Source organism: Providencia sp. UF-224 (assembly GCF_058245955.1).
In genome coordinates this window covers 48888-73922 of the sequence record NZ_JBSICC010000010.1, presented here as the reverse complement: position 1 = coordinate 73922, position 25035 = coordinate 48888, and the positions used below count along the sequence as shown (strand labels likewise).

The 25035-nt window shown below is 38.5% G+C and carries 22 protein-coding genes; 12 read left to right on the top strand and 10 right to left on the bottom strand.

Features of this window, described 5'->3' with window-relative positions; genetic code table 11:
* The first annotated feature begins 1 nt into the window (after position 1).
* From AC4IFO_RS11595 to AC4IFO_RS11580, 4 genes are read left to right on the top strand one after another with little or no spacing between them, the layout of a single operon-like run.
* Positions 2-547, top strand: coding sequence for a fimbrial protein (locus AC4IFO_RS11595; RefSeq protein WP_490734511.1), 546 nt, complete (start codon positions 2-4; stop codon positions 545-547).
* A 21-nt stretch (positions 548-568) separates the two neighbouring features.
* Complete coding sequence (locus AC4IFO_RS11590; protein WP_490734509.1) at positions 569-1297, top strand: fimbrial biogenesis chaperone; 729 nt, start codon at positions 569-571, stop codon at positions 1295-1297.
* The gene (locus AC4IFO_RS11585) at positions 1284-2033 is read left to right on the top strand and encodes a fimbrial biogenesis chaperone (protein WP_490734507.1); all 750 of its coding nucleotides are present in this window, start codon (positions 1284-1286) and stop codon (positions 2031-2033) included. The genes AC4IFO_RS11590 and AC4IFO_RS11585 overlap by 14 nt, the downstream gene beginning before the upstream one ends.
* 44 nt (positions 2034-2077) lie before the next feature.
* Positions 2078-4645 (top strand): fimbria/pilus outer membrane usher protein, encoded by a 2568-nt coding sequence (locus AC4IFO_RS11580; protein WP_490734505.1) that lies wholly within the window; start codon positions 2078-2080, stop codon positions 4643-4645.
* An 87-nt stretch (positions 4646-4732) separates the two neighbouring features.
* On the opposite strand, the gene purT is transcribed toward AC4IFO_RS11580, so the two are convergent.
* The 3 genes from purT to AC4IFO_RS11565 form a co-directional block, all read right to left on the bottom strand.
* The gene (gene purT, locus AC4IFO_RS11575; RefSeq protein WP_490734503.1) at positions 4733-5911 is read right to left on the bottom strand and encodes a formate-dependent phosphoribosylglycinamide formyltransferase; all 1179 of its coding nucleotides are present in this window, start codon (positions 5909-5911) and stop codon (positions 4733-4735) included.
* A gap of 125 nt (positions 5912-6036) precedes the next feature.
* Positions 6037-6963, bottom strand: coding sequence for an EamA family transporter RarD (rarD, locus tag AC4IFO_RS11570; protein WP_490734501.1), 927 nt, complete (start codon positions 6961-6963; stop codon positions 6037-6039).
* Between the two features lie 170 nt (positions 6964-7133).
* Positions 7134-8081 (bottom strand): PfkB family carbohydrate kinase, encoded by a 948-nt coding sequence (locus AC4IFO_RS11565; protein ID WP_490734499.1) that lies wholly within the window; start codon positions 8079-8081, stop codon positions 7134-7136.
* A gap of 161 nt (positions 8082-8242) precedes the next feature.
* Between AC4IFO_RS11565 and AC4IFO_RS11560 the strand changes: the two genes are divergently transcribed.
* Positions 8243-9700 carry a glycoside hydrolase family 32 protein gene (locus AC4IFO_RS11560; protein WP_490734497.1) on the top strand — a complete coding sequence of 486 codons (1458 nt, stop codon included), beginning with the start codon at positions 8243-8245 and terminating at the stop codon, positions 9698-9700.
* A 32-nt stretch (positions 9701-9732) separates the two neighbouring features.
* Here AC4IFO_RS11560 and AC4IFO_RS11555 read toward each other — a convergent pair whose 3' ends face one another.
* Positions 9733-10728: a LacI family DNA-binding transcriptional regulator gene (locus tag AC4IFO_RS11555; protein WP_490734495.1), complete on the bottom strand. Its 996-nt coding sequence runs from the start codon at positions 10726-10728 to the stop codon at positions 9733-9735.
* A gap of 471 nt (positions 10729-11199) precedes the next feature.
* Between AC4IFO_RS11555 and AC4IFO_RS11550 the strand changes: the two genes are divergently transcribed.
* Positions 11200-11829: a response regulator transcription factor gene (locus AC4IFO_RS11550; protein WP_490734493.1), complete on the top strand. Its 630-nt coding sequence runs from the start codon at positions 11200-11202 to the stop codon at positions 11827-11829.
* A 582-nt stretch (positions 11830-12411) separates the two neighbouring features.
* Here AC4IFO_RS11550 and AC4IFO_RS11545 read toward each other — a convergent pair.
* The 3 genes from AC4IFO_RS11545 to AC4IFO_RS11535 all read right to left on the bottom strand — a co-directional run bounded on the left by AC4IFO_RS11545 (position 12412) and on the right by AC4IFO_RS11535 (position 15666).
* Positions 12412-13050: a helix-turn-helix domain-containing protein gene (locus AC4IFO_RS11545; protein WP_490734491.1), complete on the bottom strand. Its 639-nt coding sequence runs from the start codon at positions 13048-13050 to the stop codon at positions 12412-12414.
* 213 nt (positions 13051-13263) lie between these two features.
* Positions 13264-14598 (bottom strand): 30S ribosomal protein S12 methylthiotransferase RimO, encoded by a 1335-nt coding sequence (gene rimO / locus AC4IFO_RS11540; protein ID WP_490734488.1) that lies wholly within the window; start codon positions 14596-14598, stop codon positions 13264-13266.
* 138 nt (positions 14599-14736) lie between these two features.
* Positions 14737-15666, bottom strand: coding sequence for a DUF7916 family protein (locus AC4IFO_RS11535; RefSeq protein ID WP_490734486.1), 930 nt, complete (start codon positions 15664-15666; stop codon positions 14737-14739).
* Between the two features lie 273 nt (positions 15667-15939).
* Between AC4IFO_RS11535 and AC4IFO_RS11530 the strand changes: the two genes are divergently transcribed.
* The 5 genes from AC4IFO_RS11530 to efeB all read left to right on the top strand — a co-directional run bounded on the left by AC4IFO_RS11530 (position 15940) and on the right by efeB (position 19950).
* Positions 15940-16497, top strand: a complete 558-nt coding sequence (locus AC4IFO_RS11530; protein WP_490734484.1) for an iron transporter — start codon at positions 15940-15942, stop codon at positions 16495-16497.
* 94 nt (positions 16498-16591) lie between these two features.
* Positions 16592-16927, top strand: a complete 336-nt coding sequence (locus tag AC4IFO_RS11525; protein ID WP_490734482.1) for a cupredoxin domain-containing protein — start codon at positions 16592-16594, stop codon at positions 16925-16927.
* A gap of 11 nt (positions 16928-16938) precedes the next feature.
* Entirely contained in the window at positions 16939-17787 is an 849-nt protein-coding gene (locus AC4IFO_RS11520; protein WP_490734480.1) for an FTR1 family iron permease, read from the top strand.
* Positions 17765-18667, top strand: a complete 903-nt coding sequence (locus tag AC4IFO_RS11515) for an EfeM/EfeO family lipoprotein (protein WP_490734478.1) — start codon at positions 17765-17767, stop codon at positions 18665-18667. Before AC4IFO_RS11520 ends, AC4IFO_RS11515 begins: the two co-directional genes overlap by 23 nt.
* A gap of 11 nt (positions 18668-18678) precedes the next feature.
* Positions 18679-19950: an iron uptake transporter deferrochelatase/peroxidase subunit gene (efeB, locus tag AC4IFO_RS11510; RefSeq protein WP_490734476.1), complete on the top strand. Its 1272-nt coding sequence runs from the start codon at positions 18679-18681 to the stop codon at positions 19948-19950.
* 169 nt (positions 19951-20119) lie between these two features.
* On the opposite strand, the gene AC4IFO_RS11505 is transcribed toward efeB, so the two are convergent.
* From AC4IFO_RS11505 to AC4IFO_RS11495, 3 genes are all read right to left on the bottom strand, one after another.
* Positions 20120-20854, bottom strand: a complete 735-nt coding sequence (locus AC4IFO_RS11505; protein WP_490734474.1) for a vWA domain-containing protein — start codon at positions 20852-20854, stop codon at positions 20120-20122.
* A gap of 180 nt (positions 20855-21034) precedes the next feature.
* Entirely contained in the window at positions 21035-21937 is a 903-nt protein-coding gene (locus AC4IFO_RS11500; protein WP_490734471.1) for a hypothetical protein, read from the bottom strand.
* A 231-nt stretch (positions 21938-22168) separates the two neighbouring features.
* Positions 22169-23095, bottom strand: coding sequence for a LysR family transcriptional regulator (locus AC4IFO_RS11495; RefSeq protein WP_490734469.1), 927 nt, complete (start codon positions 23093-23095; stop codon positions 22169-22171).
* Positions 23096-23240: 145 nt separating this feature from the next.
* On the opposite strand from AC4IFO_RS11495, the gene AC4IFO_RS11490 reads away from it, so the two are divergent.
* On the top strand, positions 23241-25016 hold the full coding sequence (locus AC4IFO_RS11490; protein ID WP_490734467.1) for an adenine deaminase: 1776 nt from the start codon (positions 23241-23243) through the stop codon (positions 25014-25016).
* Positions 25017-25035 lie beyond the last annotated feature (19 nt).

Sequence of the window (25035 nt, the reverse complement as noted above, 5' to 3'; positions counted from 1 at the left end):
CATGAAAAAAATAAAACAGGCATTACTGACTTTTTTAATCATGTCCGCATCTTCGCTGTCTACAGCAGATGATGGTAATTCAGTTCGCTATGATTTTTCTGTTTTATTTTTATCAAAAACGTGTGAAATAGATGTCCAGAATGAAATTATATTCGGTAACCAATCTGGAATTACCACAACTAGCGACATAAAAAGTGATAATGTCGTTAAACAATTTCCCATTAGTTTGAAAAACTGCACAACTGCAGATCAAAATACAGCGATTGTCTATATTGCATCAGGAAACACTTTAGCTGGACGCAATAACATATTCAATGATAACCCAAATGATGTCATTGGTGTTCAGTTACTTGATAACAATCGAGTAGTCAGTGTCAATGAGAGTAGCTCAATAAAGCCAAGCGCAGCTTCAGTACTTTGGGACAATATACAAGGCACAAGTGATATAAAAATGATCGAAGCAAGATTGCGTTGTGCAGAAGCTGATTGTGAACCAAATGATGGTGATTTTTCTGCTAAATTAACTATTGGATATTACGCCGATTAATAATATACAGTGGAAATGAATATGAAAAAGTTTATTAAGTCTTTATTGATAACTTTATTAGCCTCACAGAGCACTTTTGCAGCAGTTTCTCTTGACCATTCAAGAGTGATTTTTAAACAAGACGACAAAAGTCAAAGTATTACAGCGAATAATACTGCGGATAAAAAATATCTAGTCCAAAGTTTAATCTTTACCAATATCGAAACAGAAAGTGCAACAAGTGAGAACTTTACGGTTATACCGCCAATTGTAACCTTAAAAGAAAAATCAAATAACGCACTGAAAATTATTCCTCAATCATTAGGTAACTTACCAAACGATAGAGAATCTTTGTTTTATCTTATGGTTAATTTTATTCCTGAGACAAAACAAAAAAATAGTAATGATAATAGTAACCAAGTTGGTACAACATTTAATTTATCCACAAAAATAGTCATAAAAATGTTTTATCGCCCAAATGGAATTCAAGGGCATGTCAATGAATATATTGACAAACTGACAGCAACACAGGCTAACAACATCATTACGATAAAAAACCCGTCACCTTATTATTACACCTTAGTAAATATAAGGATTGATGGAGTGCCTTATAACAGCGACCGGGCGCCAATGGTTCCACCATTTTCTACTTTTGACATAAAAACAACCAAAAAAGTATCAAAAATAGAATGGAGTATCATTAATGATTATGGTGGAGAAACAAAAACCACCCCAATAACTTTGAACGGTACTAAAAATGCTCAAAAATAAATTTCTTTCGTTTTTATTATTAGGTTTATGCTTTTCAAATACCACACTAGCAGATAATACAACAGGATTTGATTTTACGCTTCAACGCTATGTCTATAAAGAAAGTGATTCTGGTGGGATTAGTGTTGATTTGAAAAATGGAAACAACAATAGTTATCTAATGGAATCTTGGATAGCAAATACTGACCATGAATCATTACTACCTAAGGAAAATAAAGCATCCGAAATAGTACCTTTTGTTATTTTGCCACCATTAAAAATGCTGGAAGCAAACACACAAACATCTTGGAATATACGCCGAACAGGAAACAAAGTTAACAACGAGGCTCTCCCTGATGATAGAGAAAGTATTTTTTGGATAGGTATTAGAGGCATTCCTAGCGAAGATAAAAACAAAAAAGAAAATAGTGTTCAGTTAAATATCATACCTAATTTCTATTTTAAATTGCTTTACCGCCCTAAAAAAATTGAAGACTTAAAAACTGATAAGTTAGCAAAAGATATCAAAGTCACAAGAAAAAATAATGTATTGATACTAGAAAACCCGACGCCTTTTTATTTCACATTTGAGTATTTAAAGGTTGCAGGTACAAGCATTAAAAATGGCGACAGAGAAATAACACTGCCCCCATTTTCAACAAAAGAAATTACGCTACCGAACAATAATACTGGAAAAATTGAGTGGCGATTTACAAATGAGTATTTGATGGGGCTTGATAAAGAATCATCAAATTAATCTTTTTTTGGAACTTGATTAACTAAACGAAGAATGGTGATGTTGTGAAAGGGATAAAAATAAAAATAATCGCATTAGAGGTTTTTGCATGTTGCTATGCAATGACCCCATCTTTTGCACATGCCGAATCCTATTTCGACCCAGGTTTATTAATGCATGGTAGTGGAATCGACGTATCACAAATCGATTTAAATGACTTTGCTAGTAATAACACTCTAACACCTGGCACTTATGATGTTGCAATTAGAGTTAACATGCTGTCTGCTGGTGAGCACCATATTCTTTTTGAAAAACAATCAAATGGGAATGTTGTACCCACTTTTACAGTTGCTCAATTAAGAACTTTTGGTGTGAACACCACTGTCTTGCCTAAATTTAAATCACTCGCAGATGATGCAGTAATTACCAATTTATCTGACTATATTACAGATGCTACGGCAACATTCGACCCGCAAATATTAACGGTTAGTCTATCAATTCCACAAATTGCTTTAGTTCCAAACTATTCTGGTTATGTTCCACCTGAGCTACGTGATGATGGTGTAACTGCACTCGTCATGAATTATGTGATGAACTATAACCAAAATCGTCAGCTAGGTAAGAATGGCTCAAAAACATCAACGTCAGACTCATTTTTCCTCAATTTAAACCCAGGGATCAATATTGGTCCATGGCGCTTTAGAACTAATTACTTATATAACCAAAATAAAATGAGTAATGGGCCAAGCTCAAGTAACTCTGATTTTTCAAATACAAATGTTTACCGAACAATTAATGCAATTAAATCAACGTTAAGAGCTGGTGAAGTTTCAACGGATGGAAATATTTTTGATGCCATTCCAATGAAAGGGGCAAGCTTAAAATCAAATCCAAGACTTTCTCCAAATAGTCTACAAGGTTTCGCCCCTCTTGTTGAAGGTTTTGCGAATTCTAATGCAACAGTGACCGTTCGTCAGAATGGTAGTGTTGTATATCAGACCTTTGTTGCACCGGGACGCTTTGTTATTCGTGATATTCCTGCCAGTGGTTTAGCTGGGGATATGGAAATCACAGTTGAAGAGGAAAATGGTAAACAAACTGTTTTCACACAAGTATATTCATCACTGCCAATTATGGAGCGTCCAGGATCTTATAACTATGAAATCGCAGCGGGACGCTATAATGGTGGGATCTCCGTTGATTCAGCAAAGAAAACATTCACTTTAGGTTCATTTAGTATCGGTTTGCCGCATAATATTACCACCTACGGTGGTGTATTAGTTGCTAATGGTTATAATTCATTTGTTGGCGGGATAGGACTATCTTTGGGCGTTTTAGGTGCATTATCCGGTGACGTTACTCACTCAGATGCGCGTTTTTCAAACAAAAATCTTAAAGGCCAATCTTACCGCGTCCGTTATTCAAAAAGTATGCTCTCCACAGGAACATCATTTGACTTAACAGCGTTACGTTTTACGTCGGAAAACTTCTATTCCTTTGCTGACTATAATATTTCAGGCTATGACATTAAAGATGGTTTAGCACCATGGACTGGCTCGAGGGAGCGCTATAGTTTCCAAACATCAATTAACCAATCATTTGACTCTTATGGTTCCCTTTCACTTAGAGCAGCAAAAAATTCGTACTGGGGGAACCAGCGTTCTAACACTACATTAGGCTTGAGTTACAATAACAACTTTGAAGGGATCTCTTACAGCATCGGTTATACTATTGACCGTGTTAAGAATGAGAATAAGTCATGGCCTCAAAACCGTGTAATTACTTTTGATATCTCCGTCCCTATGAGTATGTTAAGCAATAGCGAAATGGCTCAGGCTATGAGTGCACGTTATGGTATAACTCATGATAATCACGGTAATACAAGACACCAAGCAGGTTTAACGGGTAATACCCTAAATAGTAAATTAAGTTATGGTTTATACCAAAACTACGACAACAACAATCATAATTATGGGGGGAGTTTGAATGCGACCTACTCAGCCGATACCTCAACAGTATCAGCTGGCTATAGCTATTCTGACTCAAACCGTTCAATTAATACGGGTTTAAGTGGTGGAATTGTCGCTCACTCAAATGGTATCTCATTATCACCAAATATGGGGGATACGATTGCGATTGTTACAGCCGATGGTTCGAGGGGAACTGCGTTATCTTCAGGTGCTAAGTTTGACTACTTTGGTAATGCTATTATTCCACAGTTATCGAGTAATACTGCAAACCAAATCTCAGTTAACGTAAATACATTACCTGATGATGTGACCTTTAAAGATACTTCAATGATGGTATACCCTACTGAAGGCGCGGTCATTAAACGTCAATTTAAAACAAAAATCGGTTATCAGGTCATTATTAACCTCAGCCATGAAGGTAAAATGCCACCATTTGGTGCAATCGCAACTCTGGTTTCTAATGATAAAAATGATGCGGATATCAATACTGGGATTGTAGGCTCTAATAGCCAGCTTTATATGAGTGGATTACCAGACTCAGGCCGCATTGATATTAAATGGGGTAATAAATCAGGCCAATGTTCAATCAACTATACAGGACTTGAATCGATTGCAGTAACAGAAGACTCACCTGTAAGGGCATTAAGCGCCATCTGTAAATAAGATGATCAATAGAAGAAATTACTCTTATTAAAGATAAGCAGAAAGAAAAGGGAATAGGAAACTATTCCCTTTTTTCATACTGAAAAACTAACCAGATACCGTCACTGTCACTGCCACTTTTTTTGCCATTTCCAGCGCAGTTTCAATCGAATCAGCAGTGGCTAATGCAACACCTAAACGCCGAGTCCCTGCAATTTCAGGTTTACCAAACAAACGCAATTGAATATCAGAGCCTAGTGCATCTTTAATATTAGAAAACACCACATTTCGGCTGTGAAGCTCAGGAAGAATAACAGCTGAAGCACTTGGCCCATATTGGCGAATTCGACCAATTGGAAAACCTAAGAATGCACGTACATGTAAAGCAAATTCAGAAAGGTTTTGCGAAATCAGCGTTACCATTCCTGTATCATGGGGGCGTGGAGAAACTTCATTAAAAATGATGTCATCACCACACACAAATAATTCAACCCCAAATAAGCCGTAGCCCCCTAGCGCAGATACAATTTTCGCTGCAACATCTTGAGCCTTTCTCAAGGCTTTCTCGCTCATCATTTGTGGCTGCCAAGATTCACGGTAATCACCTTTTTCTTGGCGATGCCCTACAGGAGCACAAAAATGAATCCCATCGACAGCACTAACCGTTAACAGTGTTATTTCGAAATCAAAGTTAACCATTTTCTCAACAATAACTCGGCCTTGTCCTGTACGGCCCCCTTCTTGAGAATAATTCCACGCTTTTTCTAAATCCGCATTTGAACGAATAACACTTTGCCCTTTTCCTGATGAACTCATGACGGGCTTTACGATACATGGGAAACCAATTTTTTCAGCAGCTTCAATAAAATCAGGTTTATTTTCGACGAAATGATATTCAGATGTTGGTAAACCTAATGTTTCAGCTGCAAGGCGACGGATACCTTCCCTGTCCATTGTTAAAAAAACAGCTTTAGCTGAGGGCACAACCTTTTGCCCAGCATCTTCTAATTCAACTAATGTTTTTGTCGCTATCGCTTCAATTTCAGGCACAATAAAGTCAGGTTTTTCCAAGGCAACGAGTTGCTTCAATGCCTCGCTATCCAACATATTTATGGTATAGCTGCGATGAGCAATGTGCATAGCAGGTGCACTTTCATAGCGGTCTACCGCAATCACCTCGATTCCTAAGCGTTGGCATTCAATGGCAACTTCCTTACCTAGCTCTCCCGCGCCCAGTAACATAACTTTCGTTGCAGATGCACAAAGTGCGGTTCCTAGCTGTTCCATGATTGATGACCTTCTATGCGAAAATAGTGCTGAAGATTATATACGCAAACGTTTGCCTTTACTATTCGGGAAATAAAAAGGCTATGATAAAATACATAGCGTTTTGAAATTAAATGAAATATTTTCTAATTCTGAGGAGTTTCATCCCGCCCTGTAATAAAAGGCTCTTTCTGGGAAAACTGAGTATATTGCTTATGCAATAACGCCAAAATACAAAATAGCAAACCAATCCAGATTAATGAAAAACTAATTCCTTTGACCCAATCAAATAACTCATTAAATAAGAATACGGCGAGTAAAAATTGAATTGTTGGCTCTATATACTGAGCCAGACCAATAACTGTAAGTGATGTCCGCTTAATCGCTACGGTAAAGAAGAGTAATGGAATAATCGTCACTGGCGCTGCTAGCATGTACAAAGCGCGAAGCTGCCAATCCCCCGCCTCCACTGCGCTCAACCCTTTTGACGATAACCACCAAGTAATCCCCACAGCGACAGGTAACAACCATAATGCTTCTAAAAACAATGAGCTAATAACATCAAACCGAATAAACTTACGGATCAATCCATATACAGCAAAGGCGCTTCCCATCACTAATGCTAAAATTGGGAATTCACCATACTGCCAGATTTGATACCCCACCCCAGCCAAAATAAATGTGACGGCCATTTTTTCCGCAAAAACTAACCTTTCACGTAAAAAAACAACCCCCAATAAAATAGAAAATAATGGGTTAATGAAATAACCTAAACTTGCGGCTAGCACTTGTCCATGAGTCAGTGCATATGTGAATGTCGTCCATGAAATAGCCATTACAGACGAACTAAAAAGACAAAGAATGATTGATTTTTTATCCGCCCAAATTTGTTTCCACGTTGATTTATTTTTAATGACTAAGCGGATTAAAAACAATAATGGTATAGACCAAATAAGGCGCTCTGCGAGAAGCTCTAGCGGCTCAGCCTCAGGGAGTAAACGATAGAATAAAGGCGTTATCCCCCATAAAATATAGGAAAAAATAGCTAAAGCCACTCCTGAACGCAGAAACATAATCTAACCTACAAGAAAGTCTAATAAAGTAAAATTAGCATCACATCATACGCCAATTTTAAGAAAATCAAATGTCGCTGCCCCCTATTCTATATCGATTCATTCCAGATTATGTGCAAATAAAAAGCGGCAGACCCAACCACTTATTATTTGCACGCGAATTCTTTGCATTAAAATACCGTTTTTTGATGTAGTGGTGGCTGAAGCTGCAAGAACTCAACAAGTTCTTGTGGAGTTGGTGCTGCTGCAATCGCGCCTTTTTTGGTTGTAGCTAATGCCCCACACGCCGCAGCCTGAGAAATAATTGTCATCAATTCTTCTTTCGTATTTACCATGCCAAATTTTTCAATCGCAGCAAGTAAGCCAGCCATAAATGCATCCCCTGCTCCAGTCGTATCAACACTTTCAACCAAATAAGCACTAACCGCCATGTGGAACTCATGCGTCACGACATAGCACCCTTGTGAGCCTTGAGTAACAACTTTTAACTGCGCTGGATAATCTTGTAATTTCTCAATGGCTTTATCAAATGAGCTTTCACCTGTTAACCAAAGTAATTCATCATCAGAAAGCTTTAAAATATCCGCTTGTCTCGCAAAGGTATCAACAACTTGGCGCATTTCCTCATGGTCTTCCCACATTTGTGGGCGAATATTCACATCAAAGCTTAACAACCCCCCCGCTTGCTTGATTTGAATTACACCTTCCGTTAGCGAAGCTCGACAAATTGGGTGCACAAGCGCTAACGAACAAAAATGCAAAATATCTCGACCAAATTTAGGTAAATTTCTAGAACTTAAAAATTGATCAGCTGAAGGGGAAACTAAAAAAGCAAATTCTCGCTCACCATTTTCATGCAACGAGACTAATACTGTGCTAGTTCGATAATGTTCATCAAACTCCACTGATTGCGTATCAACACCAAGGTCAAATAAGCTTTTTTGCATAAAATGGCCAAATGCATCTTCACCGACCCTACCGATAAACCCACTTTGGCAGCCGAGCCGAGCAACACCAGCCGCGACATTTACAGGCGCACCGCCTGCACAAGCTTGATATTGCATATTATGTAATGGGATCAAATCAACAACTGCATCACCCAGTGCCCAGATTTTCATTTTTTTCCCCTTAATTTCTAAATCAAAAAAATTTAAGCTAGTAAACTCTCATTGTTAACGTTAACATAAAGAGTATAAAGAGATCGTCTACAAAACGCACGTATTATCGATCCCCGTTTATCCATTTCCGATTTGTTCACGAAAAAGATTGAGGAGCCATCATGGAAAAAAACATCAAAAAAGCAAATCAACTCATTGAAAATAATGCAAAATTGATAAATACCCAATTTTATCCGCACTACCATTTAGCACCTCAAGCAGGTTGGATGAACGACCCTAACGGCTTGATTTATCATCAAGGTCTATACCATGCTTTTTATCAACATCACCCATACAGTTCAATGTGGGGGCCAATGCATTGGGGTCATTCTACAAGTACTGATATGGTACATTGGCAGCACCAACCGATAGCACTTGCACCAAGTGAAGAGTATGACAGAGATGGTTGTTTCTCAGGTTCTGCGGTCAGTCACGAAGGTAAACTGTATTTATTTTACACGGGGCATATTTGGTTAGAAGAAGAAGGTAATGATAACAATATTCAACAATCTCAGTGCTTAGCCGTTAGTGATGATGGCATTCATTTCGTAAAAAAAGGGATCATTCTTCCTGCCCCAGAAGGATATATGCATTTTCGTGACCCTAAAGTATGGCGGCAAGATGATAAATGGTGGATGGTCGTTGGAGCGCGAGATGTAATGAATCAAGGGCAAATTCTCTTGTTTAATTCAATAGACTTATACCATTGGGATCCCAATTACCAAGTGCTCGCTAAAACTGATGATAAAGATGTTTATATGTGGGAATGCCCTGATTTTTTTCCCCTTGGAGACCAATTTGTCGCTTTATTTTCGCCTCAAGGAAAAAAAGCAAAAAATTGCCAATATCGGAACCTCTATCAAAATGGTTATTTAATTGGGCGTTGGTCCCCTAATTCCACATACCAAATTACCCAACAATTTACTGAATTAGATTTTGGGCAGGATTTTTATGCACCACAAACATTTTTAGCAAAAGATGGCCGCCGAATTGCTATTGCCTGGATGGATATGTGGGAAAGCCCTATGCCTTCAAATCAACATGGATGGTCCGGCTGCTTTACTGTACCTAGGGAACTCACGTTATCTAATCAAGGTAAAATTATTGCTAATCCCATTGAGGAATTAAAAACATTACGGCAAACCGCCAAACATTTCCCCCAAACCTGCCTGCCTAAAAACACCACATATTTGCTGAATGAAGATGCCTCTGTTTGTGAGATTGAACTAATTTGGGATTTAGAACAAAGCTCCTCAGCCGAAAAGTTTGGTTTTTGGATTGGAACAGGTGCGCAGTTTTATATCGATAACCAAAACCGACAATTAACCTTAATGCGACACTACCCTGAATATATCATTAGTGATAGCCGTAGTGTGCCGTTGCCAAAAACTAACTTACTAAAAATTCAGGCATTTATTGACAATTCATGCCTAGAAATTTTTATTAATGATGGCGAAATTAATTTTAGTTGCCGCATATATCCTGATATAGGAAAAAGTGCACTGCAATTATTTACAATAAACCAGACTGCTTTCTTGAAAAAAGCCACTTACTGGCCACTCAAAAAAGCAATTAGATAAACAGCGACATTAATGAGCTATTTTCAATAGGATTAAAACGAGCTGCGCTCAAGAAGATCACATGCCACGTATTGAGTATCTTGTCGTTGGCGCTCTTCTATTATATGTAGCGCAGCTTGTTGCCCTATCTGATAATGTGGTAATACTACTGTGCTCAAAGGTGGGTAAAACAAATCACCAACCCCTATCATATTATCGTAACCGAGTACCGCAATATCATTTGGAATATGTAAGCCTCTACTTAACAAAATTTGATAGGCTAAAAATGCCACACGGTCATTCCCACAGATAATGACATCAAAATCAGGCTTTCCATTATCAAAATGAGAATCAATTATAGCTACAATATCAATATAGTGCTCATCGCCAAACTCAAGGTGATATTGTTTTAAATCATCGAGAGATAAACTTGAATTTTTCCACGCTGTTTCCACAGCTTCTCGGCGTATTTTTCCTGCTAATGTTTCTTTTGGTATGTATAAACATAATGGCTTTCGGTAACCTTTAGCAATTAAGCGGATGACAGCTTTATATTGCCCATTAAAATCATCAGGAATATAGGCTGGAAACGACTTATTATGATCAATACAATTCGCTAAGACCAAAAAGCTTTGGTGTAACGATTCAGGGATAATGACCTCCCTTAGCCCCATGGTAGTAAAAATAATACCATCAGGCCGTTGTGATAATAACTGGCGAACCGCTCTATCACTATCTTCACTGGATGTTATATTAACAACAAAGCTATTCCAACCATATTGCCTTGCAGTTTGCTCAATAGACAAGATAATTTCAACAGAAAAAGGCGTTGTGGCTGTATCCAACGCCAACACACCAACCGTTGAAACCTTAGAACTTTTCCCTCTAATTTTTCGCGCGGAAAAATCAGGAACATAGTTGAGTTCGTTAATTGCTTTTTGTACTTGTTTCAAGGTATCTGGTTTTAACAATTCAGGGCTATTTATTGCCCTAGAAACTGTCATTAACGATACGTTAGCAAGTTGAGCAACATCTTTTAAAGAAGCCATTAAGTATATTCACTCGTTCACAGTGGATGAAATTAAATTCTATCATGCCAGACATAAAAAGCACCTTAACTTCACACAATCCGTGCGTGATACTTTCACTTAGCAAAATTGTATAAAATATACTAGTCAGGCTTTTTTTGACCGACTATTTAAGATATTATTGAACCAGATTATAAAAATTTCCATCTGATTTGCGGGCAAAAAAAACTCGTCAAACAAGTAAAAGCACCTAAATTGTTACATTGGATTAATCGATTCTTACGCATTGACACAAACTTTAACCATTGTTTCCATTTTTATATTAAATTTAACTAGATGATACTTTTAATATAAATTAAGGTCAGTAATACATTAATAAAAAAAACAACGTTCTGTAGAAAACATTATTGCCAAAATTATTTTTAGCGATATTTATCTACTTATTTTATCAAATTAATATGAATATCAAATCAGTTCAACAGGAGTATGGTGATGAATAACACCATTCACGTAATCATAGATAGTGATAATGTCTTTAAGAATAAACTGAAATTAATGATGGAATCATTTGGTTTCGTGTTTAAGTTTTATAATAATGAAGATACATTTATTAGTAATTATACTTACCCTTCAGAAAGTAATGTGAGGGAATGTATTTTATTATTTTTAAACAATAACGAAAATCGTATTAGCCGATTAACCAATATAAATAATACTTTTGGTATTGTTCCTTTTATCGTCCTTGCTGAGGAGCCTTCAGTTAGCCTCTGTAGAGAAAGTTTTAAGTCTGGTGCTTATGACTTTTTTCCTTATCCATTCAAAGATATTGAGATCCTTAATGCAATTGGTAGCGCTACAGAACAATTCCTAGATTTACATGAAAACCACAAAAAATATACCTATCTATCTGATAAGTTTGAGCGTTTATCAGTCAGGGAAAGGGAAATAATGGATATGATTCTAGAAGGTAATACAAGCAAAGAAACCGCTGAAAAACTTTCGTTATCCCCGAGAACTGTTGAAGTGCATCGCTCGAATATTTATACAAAACTAGGTATAAAATCACTCCCACAACTTATTCAAGAATACGATTATATTAATACCTATTCAAAGAATATGTAATATATATTACATGTTTTCACAACTTAGCAGTCATTATATCTGATGGTTTAATTTTAAACCGTCAGATATTCAATTGTCATAAAGATATTAATACATAAGAATTTAGATAATTATAGGTTAATGTGCTATCAGTTTCACAATACCCATTTATTTTCATAAATAAGAATTATTATAATTACACAATCATTGCATAAAACGTACTTAAGTTAATTAATGGTTACAGTTGTAATAATCACATTGTTTATTTACTATGTTAAATAGAGTAATGTTTTTATACCGTATAACCCCGTCAGGTACTCAATGGTAAAAATCTAAGTATCACTACCCCCATACATTATTTTGAAATCCTCCCTCTTAAACTAAAAAATTAAGGCTGCGATTAACATACTGGCAAGCAATATTGAAAGATAATGTACACTCTTTTTCATTGCTCTTTATCTCAATATAGCCACTTGTGGCAGTTCTTTGCAGTAAATGTTAGTCAGCCTTTTATGCTTCAGCTATTTTAAATGACACATTTTCATCTAAAAATACGCTGAAGCGTTTTTTTTACATTCGCCACACCAAAAATATCAAATTTTATTACTTATATTCTTTAATATTAATCTCATATTGTTTTATTTTTCGCCATAGAGTTGTTCTTCCCATGTTCAAAATCTGGTGCATTTGCTGAATTTTACCTCTACAGGTTCTTGCTACTTCAATGATAAGCGCTTTTTCAACTGACTGGATATTCATATCAGCAATACAGGAGCCCTCAAGTTTGCTCAAAACTGGTGGCTGTAGATAAGATTGCAGCTTCAACTTTTCGCTGGCCTCTCTAGCCAATGCTTGAAGAAGCGCGAGCAAAATATTGCTGTGAATATCAGAGGTTGATAAAGCCACTATCAGCAGTAATTCACCGAATGATGAGTATACTGGCGCCAAATAATAAAATTTACCATGCAACTCGATAGGATCGGAAAAAAGCCGTTCCTGAGCGTTTGGACTCATTTCGCCTAATAAAAAATTTGCTATAGCAAAATTGTCTTGTGCATTTTGACTTAACCATAGTGTCTCACCTTGAACACTCAGTAAGGTAATATCACCATTAAGATCATGAAGTGTTGCTAACCCCGCTAAAATCGTATCGCGGATTAACGAAATGGGAAGCTCATTATCATCTAAATAAGCTGTGTTTTCTTTTATTGGTGTAGTAGGAAATAATAAATGAGCCGACATAATTATCCTTATTCTTCGATAAGAGTTGTCTGATTATGTCAAGTTGTCATTTAATTTTTATATCCCAGATCAATTTATTTATTGATAGATTTTCATTGTTTGATCTACGTCAGTTTCAAGCATAAAAACAGAAAACCTTTTCAAAATGAAACCAAAAGAGGCTACTTATTAAACAATAAGTAGCCTCTAAAAGATATAACGCGTGCTTATTTATTACTCGGTAACGAGAGAACCCCACAAATCATATTCATCGGCGTGCTCAACCGTCACTTTAACGATATCCCCTGCTTTTACCTCAAATTCACCGTTTAAATACACCATGCCGTCAATTTCAGGTGCATCCGCCATGCTGCGGCCCACAGCACCTTCGTCATCAACCTCATCAATAATAACAAGAATTTTATGACCGATTTTATCTTGCAGTCGTTGGGTTGAAATTTGCTGTTGTAATTGCATAAAGCGATGATAACGTTCTTCTTTGACGTCTTCTGGAACTTGATCTGCAAGCTCATTCGCTTTTGCGCCTTCCACTGGGCTATATTTGAAACAACCTACACGATCCAATTTCGCCTCAGTCAAGAAATCGAGCAACATTTGGAAATCTTCTTCTGTTTCACCTGGAAAGCCCACAATAAAGGTAGAACGCAGTGTTAACTCAGGGCAAATTTCACGCCAACGCTTAATACGCTCTAACGTCCTTTCCACCGCCCCAGGGCGTTTCATCAGTTTTAAAATTTTTGGACTTGCGTGCTGCAAAGGAATGTCTAAATAAGGTAAAACCTTACCTTCTGCCATAAGTGGAATAACATCATCCACATGTGGATAAGGATAGACATAATGTAAACGCACCCAAACCCCCATAGAAGCGAGTTGCTCACATAAACCAACCATGCTTGTTTTTACTGGTTGACCATCCCAAAAACCCGTGCGATGCTTAACGTCTACACCATAAGCAGAGGTATCTTGTGAAATAACCAAGAGTTCCTTTACGCCAGAAGCCACTAAACGTTTCGCTTCATTTAACACATCGCCGATTGGGCGACTATCCAAATCACCCCGCATCGAAGGGATAATGCAGAAGGTACAACGATGGTTACAACCCTCTGATATTTTTAAATAAGCGTAATGTTTTGGTGTTAACTTAACGCCTTGTTCTGGCACTAAACTAAAGAAAGGGTCATGTTCAGGTTTTGGAACATAATGATGAACATGGCTTAACACTTGCTCATAACTGTGTGGCCCCGTAATTTCCAAAACTTTCGGATGAACTTCACGAATTTGATTCTCTTTTGCACCAAGGCATCCTGTCACAATGACTTTACCGTTTTCGTTTAACGCTTCGCCAATCGCTTCTAACGATTCTTGTACCGCGCTATCGATAAAACCACAGGTGTTTACAATGACCAAATCAGCATCATCGTAGCTTGGAACAACTTGATAACCATCAGTACGTAGTTCAGTTAAGATACGTTCTGAGTCCACCAGATTTTTTGGGCAGCCGAGTGAAACGAAGCCAATTTTTGGCACCGGATTAGTATTTTGCGACATAACTCACTTCTTTTATTGTTTTAAAAAATGGGCGAAATTTTACCTGAAGAATTGCGGGAATTGTATAAATTTTTGTCGATAAAAATGATTTTCCGAGCAAAAAAATAAGCATTTATTTGCTCGGAAATAAAAAGGGATCTAGCGGTTAATCGAGCGCGCAATTCGTGCGTAAGTATGGCGTACACCACGAATGACGATGCCATAATTCAAAATATTTTCAGGCAAGGCAATTCCGTTATACCCAGAGTCACCAATATGATGCAAATCAGTGCCTGCCATTTTGCACATCAGGGCAATTTGGCGGATAGTCTGTATATCCGCACCTTCTTGTGAGGTGCCAATCGCCGTCATTGTCATCACCCCTTGGGAATGACAATAGCTCACCATTTTTTGGACAAACTCCAACGAAATTCCTGGAACCGTACCAGGTGCAGGTAACAAGATAATATCTGCACCACTGGCAATAAATGCGCGAATATCATCCTCAGTAATAAGCTGTTCCGCTGAAGCATTTAACACACCTGCAGCATGCATTTTTCCTGTAATCAAAATGACATCATTACCTACAACCGCTTTTAATTCTTTTAAACTTTGATTAATTTCTTGGTTGGTCACACCATTGCCCGGATTCCCCGTCAGAACAATAATATCCACGCCCATTTCTTTTAATTTCATTGCATTTTTGACAGTGGCTAAACGCCCTTCAGACATTTTCCACTGCGCATCTTGTGTTGGGTTATTAAACCCCGCAGGGACAGGTTCTAAATTAACGCCTATTGCTCGCCCTGTTAAATGTTTCAATGTACGGATAATCTCTTCTGGTGCGATCCCTTGTGGTAAACCTTGCATAATTGGCTGATTAACATCGAAAACATTTAACAGCAAAATATCCGCACCTTGGCTGGCCGCAAGTTCTGCATTCGTTACCGTCATTAACACAGGCTGTATAGTTCCAATGGTTTCAGAAACAAGTAATCGCCCTTCACTGGCTTTTATTGCTTCCAACAGATTCTTTTTACTTAAATTTGTAATCTCTGAAGCTGAACAATCAAGATAACGTTTTTGCATTTGCAACACCTTTATTTATCAACAGATTTCTCAGTAAAATAATTTCCTTTAATGAAATATATCATGTCATAAATAATAAACCGCTTCACAGTGCACATTCTGCGCAAAGTTATTTTTTAAAGAATAATAACTTTATCTAACACCTAGATTTTTATTAAAAAATAGTCAGTTCGTATATTTAAAATACGACTTATCGGAAATACCCTCTTGTAATTCTGCAATAGTAATGATTATCATTACAACTCTAACTTAAATAATGGTAAGGACGTAATAATGAAACTCGCCTACAAAGCTGCTGTTTCGGGTCTCGCGTTGTTTTCAATTTCTGCATTTTCTCAAGAATATCCGCTTGGCCACCCAGTCATTAAAAATGGAATGGAAATCCAAGGAGTTTATTTACAACCCATTACAATGGATACTGAAGAAGGGCATCATAAGATGGCCCACTTAGCGGCAGATAAAGCCGATGTCCACTTAGAAGCCGACATCCATGCCGTTGAGGATAATCCAAATGGCTTCGCGGAAGGCGATTGGATCCCTTACCTCACTATCGAATACTCCGTAACGAAATTAGGCGATAAACCACAAACTCAAACAGGCACTTTCATGCCTATGGTAGCTAGTGATGGTCCTCATTATGGGGAAAACATCAAGTTAGATGGTAATGGTAAATATCGTGTGACCTATAAAATTTACCCACCTTCACATAATAAAGATGTTGCCTTTGGTCGTCACATTGATAAAGAAACGGGTGTTGCACCTTGGTTCCAACCGTTTGAAGTTTCTTGGGACTTTGACTACGCAGGTGTAGGGCGTAAAGGAAGCTACTAGTTTTATCTAATGTGAGTTAAGGGCTTTGTGGCAATACTAACCCACTACAAGCCCCTTTTCTGTTTGCGCTGATAAATGGACGACTTGAGCCAAAATGAAAATATTACTGAGCTTTTTATTGGTTTTCACCTGTGCTTTCTTACCTCAATCTGTTTTTGCGGCGGAAAAATACACCGTTGAATTAGAAATGAAAAATGGCGATTTAATTCCGCGAGTACTTGAAGTTCCCGCTAAAACAATCATTAGAATTAAAATTACCAATACAGGGACTGAACCCGCCGAATTTGAAAGCATCCAACTGCGTAAAGAAAAAGTGTTAGCGCCGGGAGCCAGCTCTGTAGTTGTCATTGCACCTCTCAAACCAGGTACCTATACCTTCTTTGATGATTTCCATCTTTCTAGCCCTAAAGGCGAAATTGTAGCTAAATAGAAGAGTTAAATATGGGACAAGTTCTATTTGTTGTCTGGCGAGAAAGTTTTGAGGCACTACTGGTTATCGGGATTATCTATGCGTGGATAAAACGCCACCCAGATGCGCGTAATGGCATGAAATTTCTATGGGGTGGTGTTGCGCTTGGTGTTATCACCTCTATCTTACTCGCCCTGCTTATCTATGGCGTGTTTAATGTTCTTGATGATACAGGCCAATCATTATTCATGATTTTCATGGAATTGCTTGCCTGTATATTAATCGTCCAAATGGTATATTGGATGAACAAACACGGCAGCTCGATGAAATCAGAAATAGAGTCGGGTATTAACCGCAATGCTGCACACCATAATTGGTGGGGAGCCGCACTGATCATCGCCATTGCTATCGCTCGCGAAGGAAGCGAAATCGTGGTGTTCCTCTCCAGCTTCATTATGTCGCTAACATCGGCAAATGCGTCTGAATTTTTTATCGAGGTAGGCGGGGGTATAGCCATCGCAGGCTTAACATTATATATATTCCTCCTCACCAACCGCCTTATTTCATGGGCAATATTCTTCCGAGTGACCGGTGTTATTCTGTTATTTTTGGCTCTATCCTTGCTACTTAAAGGTGTCGAGGAAAGCGCAAATTTATTAATTGAATATGATTATTCAATCCCTGAATTTTTAATCTATCCAGCATGGGATACCACGGCCTTACTTGATGATTCAGGCATTGCAGGGAACTTTATTTCATCCTTCTTCGCATATCGGTCTCAGCCTATTTGGTTAAGTGTAATCACTTTTGTCCTTTATTGGCTAATCGTTATTCCACTATTTGCACGGAGCAAAAAACATGCACAGCTCGCTAAGGCATAATACAAGATGGATTTTTTTTAGTTTAATACTTGCCATTACTGTACCTACCACGGTTCAAGGTAAGGCGCTACGTTCCCCTGTGCAAACAGGGGATGAAATTATTGTCGCTAAAGGGGATATTCCTACCCCTGAAAAATACCAAACGAGTATCCAAACTTATCTGAATTTTGCTAATGCTGAATTGGCTGAAATGGTTACAGAGTTAGACCTGTTACAACAGTCCCTGAAGAAAGGTGATTTAGCCAAAGCGCAAACCGCCTATATTGCGGCCCACCAGCATTATGAGACAATCCGCCCGATTATTGTGTTATTCGGTAATACCGATAGAACCATTAATCCACGCGCTGACTATTTTCTCGACAAAGAAAAAGATTACCGTTTTACAGGCTTCCATCTCGTTGAATATCAATTATTTGACCAAAAGTCTGTCCAGCAAGCGCTTGTCCCTGCTGAAGAGTTATTATTGAAAGGGCGTGACTTACAAAAGCGTGTTTTGACTGAAACCATTGAAATTCCTAAATTAGTTCAAGCCTCTGCTGATTTTGTAGAAATGGTCATTGAAACAAAGTTAGACGGCAAAGAAAATATCTATAGTTTGTCGGATTTAACTGATATTGCAGCGAACCTGAAAGGTTCTCAAGAAATCATTGAAGTCATCAGCCCCTTTATTGAGCCTAAAACCTTAGACCAAATAAAAGAAAATGACCAAAAAATGAATAAGATTGTGCAGGCCTATCAAGTTTCAAATGGCCTGTATCAACCTTACAGCCAATTACAACAAAAAGACAAAATGGCACTCTATTCCTTATTAACTCAACAAGCTGAGATCTTAGCGACATTAAGAGCCCAGCTAGATGTTGATGTTTACTATAAATATTAAGGCATAAATTTATGCAAGCTAAACTTAGAAGCCAACACCCCACCAACGGGTTATCTCGCCGTTCCGCGTTAAAAGCACTGGCAATTGGCAGTGCCATTTTCGCAGCCCCGGCGTTAAAAGCGAAAGAGCAAATCGCTAACTGCCAATTAAATTATGACAAAGCGATAAATTTCCTTGGTCAGCACCAAGCAGGGGTATTAACCCCTGAGCAAAAAAATGCCTCTTTTATTGCTTTCAATATCACCACAACCAAGTTAGATGAGCTACAAACTGTTTTTTCGCTTTTATCACAGCGCATCGCCTACCTCACTCAACCTCAACAGGCACCATCAACTGAAAATGATAAAATGCCTCCCGCTGAGTCCGGTATTCTTGGCACTCACCTACAGCCTGACTCACTCACTATCACTGTAGCTTTAGGGGATAGCTTATTTGATTCACGTTTTGGATTGGGCAAAATCAAGCCAAAACAACTCGTAGAAATGACCAGTTTTCCGAATGATCGCTTAGAAGCAAAGTGGTGCGGTGGCGATATCATGTTGCAAATCTGCGCAAACAGCCAAGAAAGTGTTATTTATGCCTTAAGAGACATTTTGCGTCATATTTCACCTTACAGCTTTCCACTCTGGAAAATTGATGGCTTCTTGCCCTCTCGTGACATTGATAATCGCAGCACCCCCATTAACCTGTTTGGTTTCAAAGATGGTACAGGGAATGCCTCCGCCGATGATGCCGCGCTGATGAATGAATTAATTTGGGTTTCAGGCAGTAAAGAACCTGCATGGTGTGATGGTGGCACTTATCAGGCCGTACGCTTGATACGTTTTAACCTTGAGTTTTGGGATAGGACGCCACTCGAAGACCAAGAAAATGATTTTGGTCGCCATAAAACTACAGGTGCACCAATGGGTATGAAACAAGAGCATGACGACCCTGCATTTGATAAAGACCCTCATGGTGATCGCGTGTTATTTGACTCCCACATGCGCCGTGCCGAGCCTCGTAATCCTGAGCGCCATACTGCTAAATTAAGGCGCCGAAGTTACAGTTATTCTTTAGGGCTAACAGATGCTGGTGCTTTGGATATGGGGTTAATTTTTGTTTCTTACCAAAGTAACTTGAAAACAGGTTTTATCGACACTCAAAAACGCTTAAATGGCGAACCTCTTGAGCGCTATATCAAGCCATTTGGCGGGGGATATTATTTTGTCTTACCGGGCATGCAATCTCCACAAGATAACATTGCAAATAAAATGTTTGATGCATTAAAACAAGCAAACTAATTGATTATTCAATAAAAATGCCCTCAAGACATTAACTGTTCTTAAGGGCATTTTAGTCTACAACTTCACTTTCATTTACTGATCCAATCTTCTGTTAGCCTACTTCCTTTAGCTAACTCATCCCTGAAACTTCATCCTTGACGAGCTCCCTTTAGGCTTGGTTACCTTATTATTTTTTGCGTTCCTTCACATCTGCTTCAACTTCCTGTTTCCAATCCTCTGATATTGGTGCAGCTTTTTGCTTCGCTTCGACTGCTTTATTTACAGCGCGATACGCTTTATCGTACCCCTCGCCATCTTGTACATATCCTGTTGCGTTTGAACTTTTAATACCAATATTTTCAGCTTCTGAAATCGCATCAATATTGGCACCTAAGAAAATAAAGTCCCATTGGTCTTCTGTTTCTGCCGACTTAATCATGGCTTTAATCTTAGATGATGAATATTTGCGACTGCTATTTTCTTGACCATCGGTAATAATCACAAAAAGCACATTATTATTTTTGGTGATTTTTCTATTTTCGCGCATTTTTTCGATACCCTCGCCAATGGCATCTAATAATGCGGTATAACCACCTACAGGGTAATCATTCAATGTTAAGTTAGACACTTTGCTAATCGGTTCACGATTATGCAGCAAGCTCGTTTTGTCATTAAACAAAATAGTTGTAATAAATGTTTGTGATTTTTTATCTTTATTTTCGGCAAGTACACTATTGTACCCACCAATAGTGTCTGACTCGAAGCCAGACATTGAGCCGCTTTTATCTAAAATAAAGACCAAATCTAGCACTTCAGGATCTGCCTTGGTTTCAACGATCGTTTTACTTGTTGAAATCGAAGAAAAAAACAATAGAAATGCTGCTGATATGACGGTGAAAATAGACTGTTTAGTAAGGTTCATCGCCGAGTTCCTTGGTGAAGTTAATATAAGTATCGCCATTACCAATGTCTCGTTTTACGGCATTATTTCACATAAGATTACTCTGCTTACTGAATAAGCATATTCTGAATTAAAAACACACAAATTTAATTACCTCAATTTTGAGTATTTAAGGTAATTAGAAAAACACTTCAATAGAATCTAATTCACCTTTTTTATCCAGATGCCATTACCCCTAAGTAAATTCACTTCCTGAATAAAATCATTATATTTCACATTTTCTGCAACCGTATTATTTACTGCACTTGAAGCATGCTCATGAACCAGCTCAATGGTTGCCTGATGAAACGCTTTATTTAGTTCTTTATGGATATCTACATTATCTGTATTTTGCAGTTGTGCGGTAAGCTCAACAAGCTGCTGGGCCTTTAATTGTACATTGTTATCATTAAATTCAGCTTTAGGTAAATTATAATTAAATATCATATTGATGGAGTTAACACCTTCATCATCTAACGTTGCAGGCATTAAGTTTTGATCATATTCATTCGCCATATACTTAATTAATTCAAGTTGATCAAAACATTTTGATTTAATATTGCCATCTGACTTGTCATCATAAAGTGTTATCGAATCAGGAAAGTCCTCCCCAATTGGGTAACTACAGCGAAATAAATTGGTATCGATGATTACAGCATTTGTACTGCGAATAGGCAATTCTAAATCATGGCCATTAATCGTGATTGGGTAACTTGCAGGCTTAAAACGCTCTGCTTTCCCATCTACAGCATAGACTTCAGATAAGGTGTAATAGACAAAATGATTTGGATTAAGGATCCCTCCAGAGTTATTTTCAAAAACCATAAACTCCGTTATTTCACCTTGAGCATTTTCTAAATGGTGCACCCCACTCGAAAGTATAACCACGCCATTTCCATTGGGTAACACTTCATATTTTTTCCCATCAACCTTAAATGAAATATTACTCGTACTTGGGTTGCTGTAGTGAAATTTACCTTTACTTCCACTAACCCCTAAGTCATCACATGCCGAAAGAAATAACAACGTGGCCATTAAGCAGATGGATCTCAATAGTGTTTTCATTGAATACTCTCAATAGACTGAGCATTCTAGTAATGTATTTAAAATCAATTGGTTATTTTTATACAGGTAAGTATTTACTAGAGTGCATTTTAAAATTATTTATCTAAATAATTTAAATCTAAATGAATAAAAAATACTTTACGATAAATGCTTTAATCTTAGGTAAGTACTTAGCCATATTTTTATAATAATCAATAGAGTTACACTCGATAAAAAAGCATAACGATTTCGTTACCCTTTTTTGCCCTTAAGTGCAGTCAAAAGTATCTGAAAAATAGACTCTATCATCGGTGTTGACGCTGAATTATTACGAATTAAAGCGACAGTTCGAGCAAGCTCAGGTTGTTGAAGTTGCAATACTTTTAGTTCAGGATCGCATAAATGAGCTGTATACAGTTGGGGTAAAATCGCAATTGCTAATTTTGATCGTACTAAACCGTACAGTGTTTCAATGTAATCCACTTGGTAACGTGGGTTCAGTTTTAATCGATGACTTTCAATGGTTGCCGTCACCAATCGCTGAATATTTCCTTTTGAAAAAACGGCAATATCGCGACCGTTAAGTAATTTCCAAGGTAGGTGAAACTCATTATTAGCCAATGCATCATCACAATGAATAACCGCCACAAATGGGTCATCTTGCAGAGGGAAAATACGTAAGTCTTGAGGCACAAAGCTATCAATAACACCGACCCCAAAGTCAATTTCATGATTAACCAATTTATTGACTAACGAATCATTGGTTTGATCATAAAATTCAATCTTTAGCCTTGGAAAGTGTTGGCTTAATAATTCAGGCACCGCAGGAAACAACAATGAGCTCACCGAAGGGACAAGGCCAATTCGCAATGTGCCATCGCCCCCCTCTTCGATAATTTTTTGAATTTCACTAAATGCACGATGTGAAACACTCAATATCTGTTGAGCATGGGGCAAAATAGCCGCCCCTAATTCTGTTAAAGAAACGGATGAGGCCGTTCGGTTAATCAGCTTTCCACCTAAAACAGACTCGATTTGCCGTATCGCGCTACTTAATGCAGGCTGACTGACCGCTAAACGGCTTGCCGTTTCCGTGAAATGACGTAATTTTGCCAAAGTGACAAAATATTGAAGTTGCTTAAGCGTGAGCGCAGGCAAGCGTTGCCAAGGTTCAGTCATAGCGGCCTATTATTAAATTGATTAAATATTCCTGAAGTATTCACCACATTATAACCTGTTCTTATGATCTGATAAATTTTATCATCTTGGCAAACGTTTGCGTTGCTCATAAAGTAACTGTCATAACTTGTAGAGATGGTGTCTTATGTGCAAAAAAGAGCAAAGCCGACGTCACGTCGTTCAATCTGCAAAAGGGGATATTCCTTTTGACCTTTTACTCACCAATGCCAATATCATTGATATGGTCACGGGTGAAATTCGCCCTGCGGATATTGGCATCACGGGTAACCTTATTGCTAGCGTTCACCCAACGGGAACACGCACAGATGCAAAGGAAACCCATGATTTATCAGGCTACTTTATCTCCCCGGGACTGATTGATACACACGTACACTTAGAGAGCTCCCATTTACCACCGATACGCTATGCCGAAATTGTCTTAACGCAAGGCACAACAACTGTCTTTTGGGATCCCCATGAGCTTGCGAATGTATTAGGCCTTGAAGGTGTGCGCTATGCCATTGGTGCCAGTCGAAATTTACCGCTGGACGTGATGGTCGCCGCGCCCTCCTCTGTGCCTTCCACTCCCGGATTAGAAATGTCAGGTGCCGATTTCGAAGGTGAGGAGATGTCGACAATGTTGAGCTGGCCAGAAGTCCATGGCGTCGCTGAAGTCATGGACATGTTTGGTGTTCTTCATGGCAGTGAACGGATGGAAGAGATTTTAGAAGCTGGGCTACGCTCAGGGAAGTTGATTGAAGGGCATGCACGCGGACTAAAAGGAGCGGATTTACAAGCTTACCTTGCAGCGGGTGTCACATCCGATCACGAGCTGACCTCATCAGAAGATGCCCTCGAAAAATTACGTGCAGGGCTCACTCTCGAAATTCGTGGTTCACACCCTTACCTATTACCCGACATTGTTACTGCATTAAAATCACTGCCTCATTTATCTTCACAGATTACCGTGTGCACGGATGATGTTCCACCTGATATGCTACTGGAAAAAGGCGGCATTATTGCGCTACTTAACTTATTGATTGAACACGGTATGCCTGCGACTGACGCACTGCGCTTTGCAACATTGAATGGAGCAATCCGTTTACAACGTAATGACTTAGGTTTAATTGCCGCAGGTCGAAAAGCCAACTTGGTGACTTTTGATTCATTACAATCATTAAAAGCCCATTCTGTGTATGTCGCTGGCCAAAAAATTGCTGAAAAGGGTAAGTTACTCACCGCGATCAGTTCACCGAGTGATGTTTTGCCGCCTCGTGAAACAATGCGCCTTTCCCCGATCACTGCTGATGATTGCAAGCTTAGAATTGATGGCATCAATAACGGTACAGCACGTTTACGCCATATTCAAGGCGCCCGTTTTACGCAATGGGGAGAAGTTGACGTAAAAATTAATGATGGTGTTGTCCAGCTTCCTGATAACTTTAGTTTTATTCGTGTCCAACACCGCCATGCACGCCATGAAGCAGAGCCACAAATCGCGCTCCTTGCAGGTTGGGGGGAACTTCGTGGTGCCATCGCAACAAGTTACTCCCATGATTCTCATAACCTTGTTGTATTAGGGCGTGACCCGCAAGATATGGCCATCGCATGCAATTTATTAATTGAAAGCGGTGGCGGTATGGCATTAGTGCAAAATGGCAAAGTCTTAGCTCACGTTGCGATGCCAATTGCGGGAATGCTCTCTGACCTCCCAGCCCCCGAGCTTGCTGCACAATTTCGCCAACTCCGTGAGTTGAGCAGCGAAATTGCGGATTGGGAACCACCTTACCGTGTATTTAAAGCAATTGAAGGCACTTGTCTTGCATGCAATGCAGGGCCGCATTTAACCGATTTAGGGCTCACTGATGGCACAACGCGTCAAATTGTTGATGCTGTTATCCACCGTAATGAACATGCATAACTTAATTAAAATAATAAAA

Excerpts from the sequence above, each read along its gene's own strand:
- AC4IFO_RS11500 (WP_490734471.1), bottom strand. The coding sequence starts at position 21,937 with ATGAAAACACTATTGAGATCCATCTGCTTAATGGCCACGTTGTTATTT.
- AC4IFO_RS11545 (WP_490734491.1), bottom strand. The coding sequence starts at position 13,050 with ATGTCGGCTCATTTATTATTTCCTACTACACCAATAAAAGAAAACACA.
- AC4IFO_RS11490 (WP_490734467.1), top strand. The coding sequence starts at position 23,241 with ATGTGCAAAAAAGAGCAAAGCCGACGTCACGTCGTTCAATCTGCAAAA.
- rarD (WP_490734501.1), bottom strand. The coding sequence starts at position 6,963 with ATGTTTCTGCGTTCAGGAGTGGCTTTAGCTATTTTTTCCTATATTTTA.
- AC4IFO_RS11565 (WP_490734499.1), bottom strand. The coding sequence starts at position 8,081 with ATGAAAATCTGGGCACTGGGTGATGCAGTTGTTGATTTGATCCCATTA.
- AC4IFO_RS11530 (WP_490734484.1), top strand. The coding sequence starts at position 15,940 with ATGAAACTCGCCTACAAAGCTGCTGTTTCGGGTCTCGCGTTGTTTTCA.
- AC4IFO_RS11495 (WP_490734469.1), bottom strand. The coding sequence starts at position 23,095 with ATGACTGAACCTTGGCAACGCTTGCCTGCGCTCACGCTTAAGCAACTT.
- AC4IFO_RS11555 (WP_490734495.1), bottom strand. The coding sequence starts at position 10,728 with ATGGCTTCTTTAAAAGATGTTGCTCAACTTGCTAACGTATCGTTAATG.
- AC4IFO_RS11520 (WP_490734480.1), top strand. The coding sequence starts at position 16,939 with ATGGGACAAGTTCTATTTGTTGTCTGGCGAGAAAGTTTTGAGGCACTA.
- AC4IFO_RS11585 (WP_490734507.1), top strand. The coding sequence starts at position 1,284 with ATGCTCAAAAATAAATTTCTTTCGTTTTTATTATTAGGTTTATGCTTT.
- AC4IFO_RS11550 (WP_490734493.1), top strand. The coding sequence starts at position 11,200 with ATGAATAACACCATTCACGTAATCATAGATAGTGATAATGTCTTTAAG.
- efeB (WP_490734476.1), top strand. The coding sequence starts at position 18,679 with ATGCAAGCTAAACTTAGAAGCCAACACCCCACCAACGGGTTATCTCGC.
- rimO (WP_490734488.1), bottom strand. The coding sequence starts at position 14,598 with ATGTCGCAAAATACTAATCCGGTGCCAAAAATTGGCTTCGTTTCACTC.
- AC4IFO_RS11590 (WP_490734509.1), top strand. The coding sequence starts at position 569 with ATGAAAAAGTTTATTAAGTCTTTATTGATAACTTTATTAGCCTCACAG.
- AC4IFO_RS11535 (WP_490734486.1), bottom strand. The coding sequence starts at position 15,666 with ATGCAAAAACGTTATCTTGATTGTTCAGCTTCAGAGATTACAAATTTA.
- AC4IFO_RS11505 (WP_490734474.1), bottom strand. The coding sequence starts at position 20,854 with ATGAACCTTACTAAACAGTCTATTTTCACCGTCATATCAGCAGCATTT.
- AC4IFO_RS11595 (WP_490734511.1), top strand. The coding sequence starts at position 2 with ATGAAAAAAATAAAACAGGCATTACTGACTTTTTTAATCATGTCCGCA.
- AC4IFO_RS11560 (WP_490734497.1), top strand. The coding sequence starts at position 8,243 with ATGGAAAAAAACATCAAAAAAGCAAATCAACTCATTGAAAATAATGCA.
- purT (WP_490734503.1), bottom strand. The coding sequence starts at position 5,911 with ATGGAACAGCTAGGAACCGCACTTTGTGCATCTGCAACGAAAGTTATG.
- AC4IFO_RS11515 (WP_490734478.1), top strand. The coding sequence starts at position 17,765 with ATGCACAGCTCGCTAAGGCATAATACAAGATGGATTTTTTTTAGTTTA.
- AC4IFO_RS11525 (WP_490734482.1), top strand. The coding sequence starts at position 16,592 with ATGAAAATATTACTGAGCTTTTTATTGGTTTTCACCTGTGCTTTCTTA.